Consider the following 16,397-nt stretch of genomic DNA (forward strand, 5'->3'; position numbering starts at 1 on the left):
CAGTTTGGTAGTTCCGTGCGCCCCGATGCTCGCATGGTGTAGCAATATGACTACACATCGTGCGCGCCGAAGGGGAGGGCGATGGCGGGGTTCCTGGCCCGCAGGCTGCTCAACTATCTGGTGCTCGTGGCCGTCGCAGCCAGCCTCGCCTACATGCTCGCGGCCAGCGCCCTCGATCCGCGCTCCAACTACGCCGACCGGACCCCCAAGCCGCCGCCGGCCGTCGTGGACGCCCAGCTCACCGCGCTCAACCTCAACGACCACACGCCGCTGCTCCAGCGCTACGCGACGTGGGCGGGCGGCGTGGTGCAGGGCGACTTCGGCCGTACGGTCACCGGCTCGCCGGTCAACGAGGACCTCAAACGACGCATGGGCGTCACCTTCCGGCTGGTCATGCTCGGGCTGATCTTCGGCAGCCTGCTGGGGGTGGTCGTCGGGGCCGCCGCCGCGGTCAAGCAGTACGGGTGGTTCGACCGGTTGTCGACAGGGATGTCGTTCCTGGTGCTCGCGATGCCGGTGGTCGTGCTGGCCAACATGCTGATCCTGCTCGGCACCCTGGCCAACGATCGGCTCTTCGGGCACCGGCTCTTCCTGGTCAGCGGCGAATACAGCGACGGGCTCGACACCGGCTTCTGGGGGACCGTGAGCGACCGGCTGCGGCACCTGATCCTGCCGACGATCTCCCTGTCGCTGGGGCTTACCGCGGTCTTCAGCCGCTACCAGCGCAACACCATGCTCGACGTGCTCGGCGCCGACTTCGTCCGCACCGCCATGGCCAAGGGGCTGAGCAGGAGCCAGGCGCTCATCCACCACGCCCTGCGCACCGCCCTGATCCCCGTCGCGACCTACTTCGCGTTCACCTTCGGCGCCCTGCTGACCGGCGCGACGTTCACCGAGAAGATCTTCGGCTGGCACGGGCTGGGCGAACAACTGATCAACTCCATCTTCACCAACGACGTCAACACCGTGGCGGCCATCGCCTTCATCGCCGCGATCGCGGTGCTGTGCGCGTCCCTGGCGGCCGATCTGCTGCACGCCGCCCTCGACCCCCGGGTGAGGGCCGGATGACGGCGCTGCTCGTCGGTAGACGGGCTCCCTCGCGGCTGCGGGTGGTCGCCTGGAGGTTCTTCCAGTCCACGCAAGGGCGGATCGGCTTCGGCGTGCTCGTGCTGCTGTTCCTGCTGGCCTTCGCCGGGCCGGCGCTCAGCCCGTGGTCCTACACCGACAAGGACTTCGCCGCCTTCCTCAGCCCGCCGTCGGCCGAGCACTGGTTCGGCACGCTGCAGACCGGCGCCGACGTCTACGCGGTGACGCTGCGCGGCATGCGCAAGTCGCTGATCGTCGGGCTGCTGGCCGCGCTGGTGTCCACCGCGCTGGCCGCCGTCGTCGGGGCGTTCGCCGGCTACTTCCCCGGCTGGACCGACCGGACGCTCACCTGGGGCGCCGACCTGCTCCTGGTGCTGCCCGCGTTCCTGATCCTGGCCGTCATGTCGCCGCTGTTCGGGGCGGGGCAGTGGGTGCTGTTCGTGATCATGCTGGCGTTGTTCCTCTGGATGGTCACCTCGAAGATCGTCAGGGGGATGACGATCTCGCTGAAGCAGCGGGAGTTCATCCAGGCCGCCCGGTTCATGGGCGTCTCGCCGGTGCGCATCATCTTCCGGCACATCATCCCCAACCTGTCGTCGCTGCTGATCGTCGACGCCACCCTCAACGTCAGCGCGGCCATCCTCACCGAGACCTCGCTGTCCTACTTCGGTTTCGGCATCCAGCCGCCCGATGTCTCCTTCGGCACGCTCATCGCCGACGGCTCCCGGACCGCCCTCTACGCGCCGTGGACGTTCTGGTTCGTCGCCGGGCTGCTGGTGGTCACCGTGCTCGCGGTCAACCTCATCGGCGACGCGCTGCGCGACGCCTTCGATCCCGCCTCCCGGAGGCCACGGTGACCCCCGTCCTTGAGGTCACCGACCTCAACGTCTCCTTCGGCGACGTGGCGGCCGTACGCGGCGTCAGCTATGCCGTACGCCAGGGCGAGGTGCTCGGCATCGTCGGCGAATCGGGCTCCGGCAAGTCCGTCACCTCGGCCGCGGTCATGGGCCTGCTGCCGCCGGGCGCCACGGTCACCGGCTCGGTGCGGCTGCACGGCAAGGAGCTGATCGGCGCCCGGCAGCGCGAACTGACCGCCTTCCGCGGCAAGACCATGTCGATGGTCTTCCAGGACCCCCTGTCCGCGCTGACCCCCGTCTACCGCGTCGGCGACCAGATCGCCGAGGCCGTGCGCGTCCACCAGAAGGTGACCAAGAAGCAGGCCGCGGCCATGGCCGTCGAGTTGCTCGACCTGGTCGGCATCCCCAACCCCGCCGAGCGGGCCCTGGCCTTCCCCCACGAGTTCTCCGGCGGGATGCGGCAGCGCGCGGTGATCGCGATGGCCATCGCCAACGACCCCGACGTGATCATCTGCGACGAGCCGACCACCGCGCTCGACGTCACCATCCAGGCGCAGGTGCTCGAAGTGCTGAAGAAGGCCCAGCGGGAGACGGGCGCCGCGATCCTCATGATCACGCACGATCTCGGGGTGGTGGCCGGGTTCGCCGATCGGGTGCTGGTGATGTACGCGGGCCGGCCGGTCGAGGTGGGCAGCGTGGACGACATCTACTACGGGCCGCGCATGCCCTACACCGTCGGACTGCTCAGCTCCATCCCGCGCGTCGACACCGACGGACGGCACCCGCTCGTGCCCATCGAGGGCGCGCCGCCGTCGCCCGCGGCGCTGCCGCCGGGCTGCCCGTTTGCGCCGCGCTGCCCGATGCGCATCGACGCCTGCGAGGCCGCCGAGCCGCCGCTGGTCGACGTCGGCCCGGCGCACCAGGCCGCGTGCATCCGCTGGGCGGACGTACGCCCCCGCGTGGCGGCCAAGCACGCGGTCCCCGTCGAGCCGCGCGAGGCACGGCCGCGCCAGGCCCGGCAGCCGGTGCTGAAGGTCGACGGGCTGGTCAAGCGATATCCGCTGCTGCGCGGATCGGTGTTCAAGCACAGGGTCGGCACCGTGCACGCGGTGGAGGGGGTCAGCTTCGACGTACGCGAGGGCGAGACGCTCGGCCTCGTCGGCGAGTCGGGCTGCGGCAAGACCACGACGTTGATGGAGATCCTGGAGCTGGCCGAGCCGCAGGAGGGCCGCATCGTCGTGCTCGGGCACGACACCGCCCGCCTCGGCGGCGCCGAACGGATGGCGATCAGGCGCGACATGCAGGTCGTCTTCCAGGACCCGCTCGCCTCCCTCGACCCGCGCATGACCGTCTACGACATCCTGGCCGAGCCGCTGCGCACCCACGGCCAGGGCGATCCGGGCGGCCGGGTGGCCGAGCTGCTCGACCTGGTCGGGCTCGACCCCTCCCACGCGGCCCGCTACCCGCAGGACTTCTCCGGCGGACAGCGGCAGCGCATCGGCATCGCCCGCGCGCTGGCGCTCGAACCCAGGTTCCTGGCGCTCGACGAGCCGGTCTCCGCGCTGGACGTGTCGATCCAGGCCGGTGTGATCAACCTGCTCGACGCGCTGAAGGCCGAGCTCGGGCTGTCCTACCTGTTCGTCGCGCACGACCTGGCCGTGGTGCGCTACATCGCCGACCGGGTGGCCGTCATGTATCTGGGCAGGATCGCCGAGATCGGGCAGGTGGACGCCGTCTATGACGCTCCTGCGCACCCGTACACACAGGCGTTGCTGTCCGCGATCCCGCTGCCCGACCCGGTCCGCGAGCGCTCGCGCCGGCGGATCCTGCTCGAAGGCGATCTCCCCAGTCCGGCCGACCCCCCGTCGGGCTGCCGCTTCCGTACCCGGTGCCCGAAGTTCAGGGCCGAGCTGACCGATGACGAACGCGCCGTGTGCGTGGCCGTCGAGCCTTCGGTGCACCTGCTCGACAAGGACCAGGGCGCCGCCTGTCACTACGCCGAGAAGCTCGAAGTCACCTAAGCTAAGCGGGAGGATTCGCTCGATGAAAGCATCACGCCTGATCGTGGTCGCCCTGGCCGGCTCGCTGTGCCTGGCGGGTTGCGGGCGGGGCCCTGGCGGCAGCGATGGCCTCGCGGGCGGCCCGCGGGGGGACGAGCGGAACGTCAAGGCGTACGACATCAACCCGCAGCCGCGTGAGAAGGTCAAGGACGGCGGCACGCTGCGCTGGGGCATCAACGAGTTCCCCACCCAGTGGAACAGGAACCACGTCGACGGCAACCTCGCCGTGGCCGCGGTGGTCAGCAACGCGCTGCTGCCCGCGCCGTTCAGATCCGACGAGAAGGCGGACATCACCGCGAACCCCGACTACCTGATCAGCGCCGAGGTCACCTCCCGCGATCCGCACCAGGTCGTCACCTACACGCTCAACCCCAAGGCCAAGTGGTCCGACGGCAAGCCGATCGACTGGGCCGACTACCAGGCCCAGTGGAAGGCGCTCAACGGCACCAACCCCGCCTTCCACATCGTCTCGTCCACCGGTTACCAGGACATCTCCGACGTACGGCGGGGGCGCGACGACTACACGGTCGTCGTGACGTTCGCCCGGCCCTTCGGCGACTGGAAGTCGCTGTTCAGTCCCTTGATGCCGGCCTCCACCAACAGCACCCCCGAGGCCTACAACACCGCCTGGCTGAACAAGATCCCGGTGACGGCCGGGCCGTTCAAGTTCAAGGGCTTCGACCAGACGGCGAAGACGATCACGCTCGTCCGCGACGACACCTGGTGGGGCGACCGGGCCAAGCTCGACCAGATCATCTACCGCGCCTCCGAGCAGGACTCCCTGATCGGCGCGTTCAGCAACGGCGAACTCGACATCACCGACGTCGGCCCGTCGGCGCCCGACTACGCGCGCGCCAAGACCACCCCGGGCGCGACCGTACGTCAGGCGGCGGGCCCCGACTTCCGCCACATCACCTTCAACGGCTCCAGCGACCTGCTGAAGGACCAGCGGGTCCGGCAGGCCATCCAGCTCGGCATCAACCGCCAGGCGATCGCCCAGTCCGACCTGCAGGGCCTCGACTGGCCGATCGCGCTGCTGAACAACCACTTCTTCATGAACACCCAGGAGGGCTACCAGGACAACGCCGGCGCCCTGGGCGTCTACGACCCGGCCCAGGCCAGGCGCCTGCTCGACGCGGCGGGCTGGCCGCTGGGCGGCGGTGGCGTCCGCCAGAAGGACGGCAAGTCGCTCGACCTGCGCTTCGTGGTGCCGTCGGGCGTGCAGACCGGCAAGTCGGAGGGCGAGCTCGCACAGAGCATGCTCGCGCAGATCGGGGTCAAGCTCACCATCCAGGCCGTGCCCAGCGATGACTTCTTCACCAAGTACGTCATCCCCGGCAACTTTGATATGACGCCGTTCGCGTACATTGGCACGCCTTTTCCGGTTTCGAGCAGTTTTGGGATCTACGCCAATTCGCCGAACGGGCAGACGTGGAACGCCAACTTCGGTCGCGTGGGCTCGCCCGAGATCGACGCGGCGATGAACCAGGCCGGCCAGAGCCTCGACCTGAAGCAGGCGCACGCGGACACCAACGCGGCCGACAAGCTGATCTGGCAGGAGGTCAACGTGCTGCCGCTGTACCAGAGGCCGCAGAACGTGGCGGTCAGCGAGACGCTGGCCAACGTGGGGGCCCGCGGCTTCTACGACCTCCGCTACCAGGACATCGGCTTCACCCGCTGAGGTCGGCGCTCGCCTGAACCCCACTCGGTCAGCCGTGCCAGATCCGCTCGTAGGCCGCGCGATAGCCCGGCGGGTCCCACGAGGTGGCGTCGTCGACGTTGCGTTGCGTGGTCAGATGCACCGGCGCGACGTACCCGCTCGGGGGCCGCCCGGCGAACGCGCGGTTGAACTCGTCGACGATCTGGCTGCCCTGCGCGTTCAACGGCTCGGGAACGGTGGCCTGCTGGAACTGGCGGTCCCGGACGCGCTGGAACGCCGACGGGTCGCCGTCACCCGCGCCGATCGCGTACGGGGGCCCATCGCCGGCCTTGCCCGCGGCGCGCAGGGGCGCCGCCGCGTCGGCGAAGTAGAGGTCGTTGATGGCGACCGAGTAGGTCCATCGATCGCCGAAGCGCGACAGGAGCGAGGAGACCGCCTGAGGCGTGCGGCTGCCCGTGTCGGGAAGCGGGATGTTCTGGTACGACAGCAGCGTGACACCGGAGCAGCTCAGCAGCGTTTTCTTGATCAGCTGTGCCTTGTTCTCCGCGAAGGGGATCGACGAGTCGGTGAAGATGACGACTCCCGCGTGCCCCTTCGACCTGGCGATGATCCAGAACGCGCTGATTCTCGCGACCTCCTCCACCCGGGTGGTGATGTTGGTGAAGAGCCTCGGGTTCGCGCCGGGCCCGGGCCGGCTCGCCGCGTGCCACCCGACGAGCGGGATGCGCATGTCACCGGCCCGCTCGATCTGCTCGGCGGCGGAGTTCGGGTCGAAACCGCCGATGACGATCCCCGACGGGCGCAGGGCGACGGCCTGGCCGAGGGCCTCCCGTACCCCGGCCGGAGTGCCCTGCCCGTCGATCACCCGGACGTTCCAGCCGATGGACTCCCCGGCCTCCCGCACCGCGTTGGCCGTGCCCGCGACGCCGGGGTTGGTCATGGTCGCCGCGACGAACACGAGGTTCTTGCCGCGGACCGCTCGCGGACCGCTCGTGGGACCGTTCCAGGGGACGATCCCCTCGGCCCGCGCGACGGCCGGCCCGGCCACGGACAGGACACCGGGACACGAGCTCGCCGACGGGCCCGGTGCGGGGCCGGGAGCCGAGCCGGCGGAGCCCCGGGAGCAGCCGCTGGCGAGCGCGCAGGCCACCGCCAGCGCCGTCGCGATGCGTGAGAAGCGGTTCACGCTCGGATCCTTACCCCGCAGGTGGGACGGTTCGCGGTGGCGATGGGTCACGGGACGGTGTGGCGGCGGACTCGTACGGAGGCGCGGGCGGTGGCGTGCGGCGTGCCGCGGCCGGTCCCGCGCGCAGCCGGCGCCGGGCCGCGTAGCCGACGAGCCCGACCGCGATGAGCAGGGTGACCCCGTTGAACAGCGGCGTCACCCAGAAGTCCGCCCCCAGCTGACCGATGCCCGACAGGCCGATCGCGAGCACGGCGACGGCGACGACGGTACCCAGAGGGTTGGCCCGTCCGGGTCTGATCGCGGTGGAGCCGAGCAGGGCCGAGACGAACGCCGGCAGCAGATAGTCGATCCCGACGCTCGGATTGCCGATCTGCTGCTGAGCGGCGAGCAGGACGCCCGCGAAGCCGGTGACCAGTCCGGAGCCCACGAAGGCGTAGACGACGTACCGGTGGGTCGGGATGCCGATCAGGTCGGCGGCCCGCGGGTTCGAGCCGATGACGTACAGGTAGCGGCCGACGGGGAGGCGTTCGAGCACGAGCCAGAGCACCGCGGCGAGGATGAGCACGTAGAACGCGGGGACGGGCAGGCCCAGGAACGTCGAGTCGGATATGCCGGTGAAGGCGGGCGGAAGACCTTGCGGGCCGGGCACGATCCTGGCGCCCTTGGTCGTCCAGCCCGTGATGGCGTACAGCACGCTGCCGGTGCCCAGGGTGGCGATGAACGAGTCGATCCTGGCGAACTCGACGAGGAGACCGTTGATCACGCCGACGAGCGCGCCGCCGATGAGCACGCCGAGACAGGCCAGGGGCCATGGCCGGCCGCCGGCGATGATGAGTTGCAAGGTCACGACGTGTCCGAGCCCGAGGCCATAGCCGATGGACAGGTCGAACTTCCCCGTGACGATGGGGATCATCGCGCCCAGCGCCAGGATCGCGGTGATCGAATGAGCCGAGAGGATCGACGTCAGGTTGGCCATCGTGGGAAAGGTGTCCGGCAGGGCGAGTGTGAACACCACGAACAGGACGACCGTCAGAGCGAGCAGTCCATAGCTGCCGACGAAGTGGCCGGCGGTGCGCCGCCGGCGCGGGGCTCTCGTGGTCATCGGGGATTCGCACCTGTGACAGCGGGCGCGACCGACGCGGCGTGGGTGAGGGCGGTGACCGTGAGGGCCGCACCGGCCACCTCGGTGGTCACCGTCCCCCGGACGAACATGAGGGCGCGATCACATACGTTCACGACTTCCTCGAAGTCGGCGGAGACGAGGATGACCGCCAACCCGCCGGCGAGGGCTTCGTCGAGGAGCCGGTAGATCTCGGGTTTGGCGCCGACATCGACACTGGCCGTCGGCTCCTCGAGGATCAGGAGGTGGCGGTTCGTACCGAGCCAACGGCCGATCATGACCTTCTGCTGGTTTCCGCCGGACAGGGTGGCAAGAGGCGCCTCGGCATCGGCGGGGTGGACGCCGAAGCAGGCGACGAGCGCCGCCGCCTCGGCGCGCTCCACACGGGGCCGGATCCAGCTCAGTGGTGATCGGCCGTGTGCCCTGGGGTTCGCCAGGAAGTTCTCGCGGACGCTGAGGCCCGGGGCGGCGCCTTCCTCCTGCCGGTCGCTCGCCACCAGGCCGACACCCGCGTCGACGGCCGCCGACACCGACCGTGGACCATAGGGCCGCCCGTCGAGCAGCATGTGGCCGGCGAGGATGGGATGCGCGCCGGCCAGAGCGCGGCCGAGATCCACGTGCCCGGCACCGGTGAGGCCGACGAGACCGATGGCCTCACCGGCCCGCAGGTCGAGGCTGATCGGGCCGGCCTGCCCGGTGCGTACGCCGGTGAGGCTCAGCACCACCTCTCCGAGGGCGCGGTTCGGGCGCCGGTGGGACGTCGGTTCGCGCCCGACGATGTCACGTACGAGGGTGGTGGAATGGCCGCCGGTGAGGGTCCCCTGGCTGACGAGGCGCCCGTTGCGCAGGACCGCGACCCTGTCGGCGATCTCACGCACCTCGTCGAGCCGGTGGCTCACGTAGACGATCCCGTGACCTCGGTCACGCAGCGCGCGCAAAGCGCCGAACAGGCGGGCGCGGTCGGGCGCGGGCAGGCTCGCGGTCGGCTCGTCGAGGACGACGATCTCGGTTTCGGCGGCCAGCGCGCGGGCGATGGCGACGAGCGACCGCTCGGCGCGGGTGAGGTCGGCCATCCGCTCATCGGGGTCGAGGTGGATCGCGACGGATCGGAGGGCCGCCACGCAGCGCTCGCGCACCCCGCGCCAGGAGATGAGACCGCCGCGCCGGCGATAGCCGGTGCCCAGGGCGATGTTCTCGGCGACGGACATCCAATCGACGAGGCCGAGGTCCTGGTGGACGAACGACATGCGGCGGGAGGCGGCCTGGCTGCCCAGCGGATGGCCGGCCACCTCAACCTCCCCTTCGTCGGCGCGATAGACCCCGGCAAGGATCTTGATCAGCGTCGACTTTCCGGCGCCGTTCTGTCCGAGCAGGGCGAGAATGTCGCCGTGGTGGAGGTCGAGATCCACCCTTTCCAGCGCGGTGGTGCCGCCGAATCGCTTGCTCACTCCACGGATGCGGATGAGTGGCTCCGAGGCGGTCCGTGACGCCGGACCCGCGAGAACGGTCACGGTCTGCCGGCCTGCTGCCGCGAGCTCCAGGCTTTGGCCACCTGCGACCTGGAGGTGAAGCTCAGCTTGCGCAGGATGTTCTCGACATGGCCTTCGGCGGTGCGCTGGGCGATCACCAGGGTCTCCGCGATCTCCTTGTTGCTCAGCCCTTGTGCGACCAGTTCGGCGATCTCCCGCTCTCTGCGGGTCAGGACGGACGCGACATCGGATTCGGGCGGGGGGCTCGCGGTGTCGCTGGCCGGCTTCTCCTCCAGCGCATAGGCGACGGCCTGGTCGAGCGTGAAATCCGAGCCGCGCGTGAAGGCCGCGGTGAACCCTTCGTTCTTGAGGCTCCGTCGTAGCCGGGCCTCGCATCGGCTGTGGAGACCCGCCAGATGTCCGAGTCCGGAGAGCGACGTCCCGATCGACCGCCAGACCATGTGCGCGGCGCCCAGCAGTTGAGCGGCGCGGCCGTCCTGATGCTGGTCGGCGATGATCCAGGCGAGTCCTTCCAGGCCTTCGGCGATGCCGAAATGGTCGTTGCACCGCAGCTTGAACCGCAGCGCGTCGCGCATCATGGCGACGGCGGTGCCCGGATCACCGTGCCGCCACCGGTCCAGGGCTGTGATCCACAACGCGTAGGACACGGACCAGTCCGCGTGCGCCTTCTGGGATGCCTCCAAGGCCTCCTGGCAGAGCGCCGTCGAGCGGGGATCGTTCATGACCACGGCGACCATGCTCAGCTGGAAGAGGGCGACCCACGAATGACCCCGGTGGCCGAGGGCGCGGCGGCGGACCAGGGCCTCTTCCAGGAGAGCGAACGATCGGGCGAAGTCTCCGGCCAGCAGCGCGGAAAATCCGGTGATGTGCAGTGCGCCGGCGAGTTGCGCCTCATCACCCAGCCGCTCGGCCAGAGCGCGGCACTCCAGCAACAGGGGCTGTGCGGCCAAGAGGTCGCCCTGCAGCAGCAGGAGCCACGCGTCGACCCACAGGGCCTTGGCCCGCGCGGCGATGGGGCCGGGCTCCTGGGCCAGCGCCTGCTCCAGCCAGTGGTGTCCTTCGCTGGGGGAGCTCCACGAAAGCCGGTGGCTCCACATCGCGGCGGCGATCTCGAGGGCGGCCCAGGCCTGACTCGGCTCGGTCAAGCAGAATTCCAGCGCCCCCCGTACGTTGGCCTGCTCCTGACGGATCCGGACGAGCCATTCCATCTGGCTCTCGCCGAACCACTCGGCCTCCGCCCGCGCGGCCAGCTCGCGGCACCAGTCGCGATGACGCAGCCGAAGCGTCGTCTCCTGGCGGGAATCGGTGAGCCGTTCCCATCCGTACTGGCGCAGCGTCTCCAGCATCTCGAAACGTACGCCGGTGTCCTGCGTCCTCCGCAGCAGGATCGACTTGTCGACCAGCTCTATCAGGAGACTGGGGATGTCTTCCCGGGCGATCCCGTCGCCCGAGCACACCTCTTCGACCGCTTCCAGATCGCAGCCGCCGGAGAAGACCGACAAGCGTTCCCACAGCAGTCGTTCCTCGGGCGAGCACAGGTCATGACTCCAGTCCACCAGCGCCCGCAGCGTCTTCTGGCGGGGCACCGCGACCGAGCGTTCCGTCGCCAGCAACCGGAACCGGTTGTTCAGCCGTTCGAGGATCTGGTCGACGGACAATGCCCGCATGCGCACCGCCGCGAGCTCGATGGCCAGCGGAATCCCGTCGAGCCGCTGGCACAGCCGCGTCACCGCCACGCTGTTGGCGGCATCGACGGTGAAACCGGGCACGACGGCCGCCGCACGGTCCTCGAACAGTCTCACGGCCTCGTAGCGCGCGTCGGCGGTCGCGACCATCGCCTCGCCCGTCCCGTATACGGTCAACGGCGGCACCTCCAGGAGGTGCTCACTCGGCACCTGGAGCGACTGCCGGCTGGTCGCGAGAATGTGCAGCTCAGTCGTCGCGGAGAGCAGCTTGCCGGACAGGATGGCGCATTCGTTCAGCACGTGCTCGCAGTTGTCCAGCACCAACAGCAAACGCTTGTTGAGCAGATGCTCGGACAACGCGGCCACGGTTGGCTGGCGGCAGCCGACCGTGTCGGCGATGGTCTCCGCGAGCAGCTCTTCGGCCACCAGCGGCGCCAGGTCGATGAACCACGCCCCGTCGGGGAAGGCCCGTGACATCTCCGCGGCGACCCTCAGCGCCAGCCGCGTCTTGCCCACTCCGCCGACGCCGGTCAACGTCACCATCCGGCCAGCGGAAAGCAGACGCTTGGTCTCGGTTAGCTCATGCCGACGACCAACGAAACTCGTCAATTCGGCCGGCAGGTTCCCCGCTTGCCGCCGTGTCATCGTCCCCATGACAATTTCAGGCTAACTCATCTCTGCCGCGCGAGTCCGGTGCGCCCGGGTGTGAGCGGTCACTCAGCTGATGGCGTCCTGACCTGCGATGATAGCCGCCCCGTAGCTACGTGCTCCTTACCTACGTAGGTAGACACAGGTAATTATCCGGGCATTTATCCCGTCCTACTTCCACGGTCCGCATGCGCATGCTGGTGTGGTCAGCAAAGAACGTCGTGACAGCAGCGACCGAACCAAGGAATGATCATGTGTCAGCACCAGCCTCGGTGCCCATCCGCATACGCCGGCGACCGCGAGGCCGCGCGCCTGGTGGCCTTCCATCCCGAGCAGGGGTGGGGTCTGCTGTGCAACGGCGTGGTGGTCTTCGAGGACAACGGTGAGATCCTGCCCGACGGGCGTAGCGTTCCCGCCCACCACAGCCACCTCGGACGGGCGGCATGAACCAGTACTCCGGATCCGCGCTCATGGCCGAGAGCACACTCCGGCAGGACGACCCGGGGGACAGGGCCATGCCCTGGGACGGCCACACGCCGCTCTGGGACCGCCTCAAGGCGGGCATCCGGCGCCTCGGGGAGCTGGTCACCGGCTCCGGCCACCTCCGCGGTATGGAGGTCGCCTCCTGGTCGCTTTCCCCGGGCATGTCCTCGGTGCCGGAGGCGCGACGTCTCACCCGTGCCCGTCTCGCCGCATGGGGGCTCGATGAGCTGGCCGAGGTCGCCGAGCTCCTGGTCAGCGAGCTCGTCACCAACGCGTTGCGCCATGCGCCGGGACCGCACCGGCTCACCCTCTACAGCAGCGACGGCCTGCTGCGCGGCGAGGTCGAGGACGCGGGCACCGCGCCGCTCTGTCTCCAGCAGGCCACACCGGGCGACGAGCACGGCCGCGGACTGGACCTGATCGACCTGCTGGCCTGCTGCTGGGGCAGTGAGTCGACATCCAGGGGGAAGACAGTCTGGTTCGAACTCTCCGCCGCCTGCGCCGCGAAGTCGGACGGGTTCAGTCCTTCACCGCACAAGTCGGCATATCACAGGTGAGCACGCCTTCCACGCCGAGTCGCGTCCCGTCTCGGAAGCTCGCCGCGAACGCTCGGTTCCCCAGCGTCTCGCGGGCCTGCTCCACGCAGCGCTCGTGCCATCTCGCGTGGTACCACAGCCGGGTGGGTGAGGCGTCCGCCGCCTGCCACAGCGAGTGCGCCGCCCCCAGCATCCGGGCGGCCCGTTCATGCTCCCCACGCGCACCGGCGATCCACGCCAGCACCTCCAGGCACTGCGTGAGGCACCAGCGGTCGTTGACCTCTTCGGTCAACTCGGCGGCCGCCCTCACCAGCGCGTCGGCTCGTGGGTAGTCACCCAGGTTCCACACGGCGATGCCGAGTGCCAGCTGGGCGTACCCGCGGGAGACCACCATGTGATGGGTCTCGCACAGCGCCAAGAGCTCCTCGCCCAGCCGGACGGCTCGCTCCGGGTTCTCGATCGAGCCGTACGCCGCCGCGTAGTACAGGTTGAGCACGACGCCGTGAACGTCTCCGGCGGCCCTGAAGAGGGCGAGCGACTCCTCCAGGAGCGCGAGGCCACGCTGGGTGTCACCCGTGGAGAACGCGGCGACACCGGAGGTCCGGATGGCGAACGGCAGGACAGCCTCGTTCCCCGGCTGCCGGGCGATGAGATGGCATTCCCGCAGTCTCGGCACCGCCGCCGCCAGGTCGCCCTGGCGCAGGGCGAGCATGCTGTCCACCCAGAGCGCCGTCGCCCGCGCGCTGTCGGGCGTACGCGTCAGCTCCAGCGCGCGCTCCAGCCAGTAGCGGCCCTCGGTGAGGGCGCCGGCCAGGAGCCAGAAGCACCACAGCCTCGACGCCGTCTCGAGTCCCACGTGAGTCAGGCGCGGCTCACTGAGGCAGAGCTCGAGTGCGACGCGCACGTTGGGCAGCTCCTGCCGCAGGAGCAGGTATCGCTCGACCTGGTCCGGGACGATCTCGTCGATCTGGTGCCGGTCGACCAGATCCCGGTAGTGGTCGATGTAGCGTCGGCACAGTACGCGCTTCTCCGCGGGCGACAACTGCTCGCACCCGTACGCGCGGATGCTCTCCAGCATGCGATACCTGAGCCCGGCCTCCCACCGCTCACAGACCAGGATCGACTTGTCCACCAACCCGGCCACCAGATCGATCACCTCGGCGGGGGAGATCCCCTCGCCCGAGCACACCGCCTCGGCCGCATCCAGGTCGACCCCGCCCGGGAACATCGACAGCCGGGTCCACAGCCGCCGCTCCGCCGGTGAGCACAGGCGGAAGCTCCAGTCCATGGTCGCGCGCAGCGTCTGGTGGCGGGGCAGCGCGGCGGGGCTCCCCGTCGCCAGCACCTCGAAGCGCTCGTCCAGCTCGCGCGCCAGCTGTTCCAGGGGCAAGGCGCGCAGTTGCACCGCGGCCAGCTCGATCGCCAGCGGGATCCCCTCCAGACGCCGGGCCAGCCGTGCCACGGTCGCCGCGTTGCCCGTGTCCAGGGAGAAGCCGGGCGCCGCACTCGCCGCCCGCTCCACGAAGAGGCGCACCGAATCCTGCCGGGCGATGTGGCTGAGGGGGCGGCTGGAGCCCGGCACGGACAGGGACGAGATCTGCAGCACCTGCTCGCCGTACACACTCAGCGTCTGCCTGCTGGTCGCCAGGATCCGCACCCGGGGAGCGCCCCGCAGCAGCCGGGCCACGAAGCGGGCGCAGTCGTCGAGCAGGTGCTCGCAGTTGTCCAGGACCAGCAGCATCCGCTTGTCCGACAGGTGGTCCACCAGCGCGGTCATGGGGTCGGGTCCCGCCTCGCGCAGTCCCAGCGCCCCGGCGACGACCGGCTCCAGCAGGTGGCCGGCCTCCAGCGTGGCCAGCTCGACGACCTCCACGCCGTCCTTGTAGGTGCCCTGAAGGGTTTCCGCGACCCGGTGCGCGAGCCGGGTCTTGCCGACCCCGCCGGTGCCGGTCAGGGTCAGCAAGCGGGCCTGAGACAGCCCCCTCCTGGCCGCGGCCAGCTCGTGCCTGCGCCCGACGAAGCTGGACCCTTCCACGCGAGGACGGGCCCGGATCGTACGACCGCGCGCTGCCTGGATCATGATGCGTTCTGGTCGTCCGAGGCGTGCTGACGCTCGCCGACGTGCGATGCCACCTCAGTCATGACTGCTCCAGCGGCTCAGGCTTTCACTGCCGTCAGGTCTTAGCCGTCATCAATCAGATTATGCCCGGACCGTTTCCGCCGCACCCGGTGGCCTCTCTGGGGGGCTTGGGGGAACTGTCGTAGCTCCGGTGTAGAAGTGATGCCGTGACGATCCAGCTGACCTGGCCGAAGATCCTCGCCTGGCGCCTGCGCAGGCAGTTCGTCAGCGCTGCCGACGGGAGCGACGCGGTGGCGATCACGCGCCGACTGTGCGGCGTGCAGACCCAGGTGGCCTCCTCGGCGCAGCTGGCCGTGGCGGTGCGGAGCGCGCGGCCCGACCCGGGCGGGATCGGCCGGGCGCTGTGGGAGGAGCGCACGCTGGTCAAGACGTGGATCATGCGCGGCACCCTGCACCTGCTGCCCGCCGACGAGCTGGCCGACTACTGCGCGGCGCTGGCCACGCTGCGGACCTGGGAGAAAGGCTCCTGGCAACGCGGCCACGGCGTCACGGCGGCGGAGATCGCCGCGATCATCGAGGCGGTCCCCGAAGCGCTGCGAACGTCCCGTCCCGCGTCCCCGGCCCTGACCCGGGACGCCTCCCCGGTGCTGATTCGAGACGCATCTCCAAGGCCCCCGCTGCCCCAGGACGCATCCCCAAGCTCGGCGCTGACTCGGGAGGAGCTGGTCGAGGCCGTCGTCGAGGTCACCGGTGACGAGCACCTGCGTGCGGCGCTCACCTCGGGCTGGGGCGCCCTGCTCAAGCCGCTCGCCCGCCTCGGCGAGCTCTGCTACGGCCCGCCCCGCGACGGCAGGGTGACCTTCACCGCCCCGCGCGCCTGGCTGCCCGGCTGGCCGTCGGAGCTCCCGCCGTACGAGGAGGCAGGCGTGCGGCTGGCCCGGGCCTTCCTCGGCGCGCATGGACCGGCGACGCCGGAAATGTTCGACACGTGGCTGTTCGGGGGCGTGGCCAGGAAGGCGGTGCTCAAGGGCTGGTTCCGCGACCTGGCTCCGGAGCTGACCAAGGTCGAGACCGATGACGGGCACACGCTGCTCGCCCTGACCGAGCAGCTGGACGAGCTCGCCGCCACCAAGCCGTCCGAGGGTGTGCACCTGTTGCCGGGCTTCGACCAGTACATCCTGGCTGCCCCCCGCACCCTCACACCGCTGCTGCCCACCGCCGCCAAACCCAAAGTCAGCCGCCAGGCGGGCTGGATCTCGCCGGTCATCGTCCACCGGGGGCGAGTAACCGGGGTGTGGGAGGCCAAAAACGGGCGAATCACGACCGACCTGTTCGAGCCCGTCCCCGAGAGCCTGCTCGACGACGCGATCTCCCACGTCCGTTCCCTCCTCGCCACCGCCCCACCTGAGGCCTGATGACGGATGTGGGAGCGATCTCTCGCGCCCGCTCCCTCCTCCTCGCCACCGCCCCGCTTGAGGACTGATGGCGGATGTGGGAGCGATCTCC

Annotated in this window: 12 protein-coding genes; 7 read left to right on the forward strand and 5 right to left on the reverse strand. The window is 70.0% G+C overall.

Going from position 1 to position 16,397, the window contains the following annotated elements; all coding sequences use genetic code 11:
- Positions 1–81: 81 nt before the first annotated feature.
- From AB0C30_RS06385 to AB0C30_RS06400, 4 genes are read left to right on the forward strand one after another with little or no spacing between them, the layout of a single operon-like run.
- On the forward strand, positions 82–1,068 hold the full coding sequence (locus AB0C30_RS06385; RefSeq protein WP_357940253.1) for an ABC transporter permease: 987 nt from the start codon (positions 82–84) through the stop codon (positions 1,066–1,068).
- A complete protein-coding gene (locus AB0C30_RS06390; protein WP_357940255.1) occupies positions 1,065–1,943 on the forward strand; it encodes an ABC transporter permease in 879 nt (292 codons plus the stop codon). Before AB0C30_RS06385 ends, AB0C30_RS06390 begins: the two co-directional genes overlap by 4 nt.
- Positions 1,940–3,964 (forward strand): ABC transporter ATP-binding protein, encoded by a 2,025-nt coding sequence (locus AB0C30_RS06395; protein ID WP_357940257.1) that lies wholly within the window; start codon positions 1,940–1,942, stop codon positions 3,962–3,964. Before AB0C30_RS06390 ends, AB0C30_RS06395 begins: the two co-directional genes overlap by 4 nt.
- A 22-nt stretch (positions 3,965–3,986) precedes the next feature.
- Positions 3,987–5,684 (forward strand): ABC transporter family substrate-binding protein, encoded by a 1,698-nt coding sequence (locus tag AB0C30_RS06400; protein ID WP_357940260.1) that lies wholly within the window; start codon positions 3,987–3,989, stop codon positions 5,682–5,684.
- Positions 5,685–5,712: 28 nt separating this feature from the next.
- Here AB0C30_RS06400 and AB0C30_RS06405 read toward each other — a convergent pair whose 3' ends face one another.
- From AB0C30_RS06405 to AB0C30_RS06420, 4 genes are read right to left on the reverse strand one after another with little or no spacing between them, the layout of a single operon-like run.
- Positions 5,713–6,849: a substrate-binding domain-containing protein gene (locus AB0C30_RS06405; RefSeq protein ID WP_357940262.1), complete on the reverse strand. Its 1,137-nt coding sequence runs from the start codon at positions 6,847–6,849 to the stop codon at positions 5,713–5,715.
- A gap of 10 nt (positions 6,850–6,859) precedes the next feature.
- On the reverse strand, positions 6,860–7,951 hold the full coding sequence (locus AB0C30_RS06410; protein ID WP_357940264.1) for an ABC transporter permease: 1,092 nt from the start codon (positions 7,949–7,951) through the stop codon (positions 6,860–6,862).
- Entirely contained in the window at positions 7,948–9,417 is a 1,470-nt protein-coding gene (locus tag AB0C30_RS06415; protein WP_357940266.1) for a sugar ABC transporter ATP-binding protein, read from the reverse strand. Before AB0C30_RS06415 ends, AB0C30_RS06410 begins: the two co-directional genes overlap by 4 nt.
- Positions 9,418–9,476: 59 nt before the next feature.
- Positions 9,477–11,687: a LuxR C-terminal-related transcriptional regulator gene (locus AB0C30_RS06420; protein ID WP_357940268.1), complete on the reverse strand. Its 2,211-nt coding sequence runs from the start codon at positions 11,685–11,687 to the stop codon at positions 9,477–9,479.
- A gap of 357 nt (positions 11,688–12,044) precedes the next feature.
- Between AB0C30_RS06420 and AB0C30_RS06425 the strand changes: the two genes are divergently transcribed.
- Positions 12,045–12,239: a DUF5999 family protein gene (locus AB0C30_RS06425; protein WP_357940270.1), complete on the forward strand. Its 195-nt coding sequence runs from the start codon at positions 12,045–12,047 to the stop codon at positions 12,237–12,239.
- Entirely contained in the window at positions 12,236–12,832 is a 597-nt protein-coding gene (locus AB0C30_RS06430) for an ATP-binding protein (RefSeq protein ID WP_357940272.1), read from the forward strand. Before AB0C30_RS06425 ends, AB0C30_RS06430 begins: the two co-directional genes overlap by 4 nt.
- Here AB0C30_RS06430 and AB0C30_RS06435 read toward each other — a convergent pair.
- Positions 12,795–14,846, reverse strand: a complete 2,052-nt coding sequence (locus AB0C30_RS06435; protein ID WP_357940274.1) for an AAA family ATPase — start codon at positions 14,844–14,846, stop codon at positions 12,795–12,797. The genes AB0C30_RS06430 and AB0C30_RS06435 overlap by 38 nt on opposite strands.
- Before the next feature lie 251 nt (positions 14,847–15,097).
- Between AB0C30_RS06435 and AB0C30_RS06440 the strand changes: the two genes are divergently transcribed.
- Complete coding sequence (locus tag AB0C30_RS06440; protein WP_357940276.1) at positions 15,098–16,306, forward strand: crosslink repair DNA glycosylase YcaQ family protein; 1,209 nt, start codon at positions 15,098–15,100, stop codon at positions 16,304–16,306.
- The last annotated feature ends 91 nt before the right edge of the window (positions 16,307–16,397 follow it).

Origin of the sequence: Nonomuraea sp. NPDC048901 (assembly GCF_040649695.1) — a bacterium.
In the GTDB taxonomy this organism is placed as follows: domain Bacteria; phylum Actinomycetota; class Actinomycetes; order Streptosporangiales; family Streptosporangiaceae; genus Nonomuraea.

What these genes read in the sequence shown, in the direction of transcription:
- AB0C30_RS06385 (WP_357940253.1), top strand. Translation starts at nt 82, where the DNA reads ATGGCGGGGTTCCTGGCCCGCAGGCTGCTCAACTATCTGGTGCTCGTG.
- AB0C30_RS06390 (WP_357940255.1), top strand. Translation starts at nt 1,065, where the DNA reads ATGACGGCGCTGCTCGTCGGTAGACGGGCTCCCTCGCGGCTGCGGGTG.
- AB0C30_RS06400 (WP_357940260.1), top strand. Translation starts at nt 3,987, where the DNA reads ATGAAAGCATCACGCCTGATCGTGGTCGCCCTGGCCGGCTCGCTGTGC.
- AB0C30_RS06410 (WP_357940264.1), bottom strand. Translation starts at nt 7,951, where the DNA reads ATGACCACGAGAGCCCCGCGCCGGCGGCGCACCGCCGGCCACTTCGTC.
- AB0C30_RS06420 (WP_357940268.1), bottom strand. Translation starts at nt 11,687, where the DNA reads ATGGTGACGTTGACCGGCGTCGGCGGAGTGGGCAAGACGCGGCTGGCG.
- AB0C30_RS06425 (WP_357940270.1), top strand. Translation starts at nt 12,045, where the DNA reads ATGTGTCAGCACCAGCCTCGGTGCCCATCCGCATACGCCGGCGACCGC.
- AB0C30_RS06430 (WP_357940272.1), top strand. Translation starts at nt 12,236, where the DNA reads ATGAACCAGTACTCCGGATCCGCGCTCATGGCCGAGAGCACACTCCGG.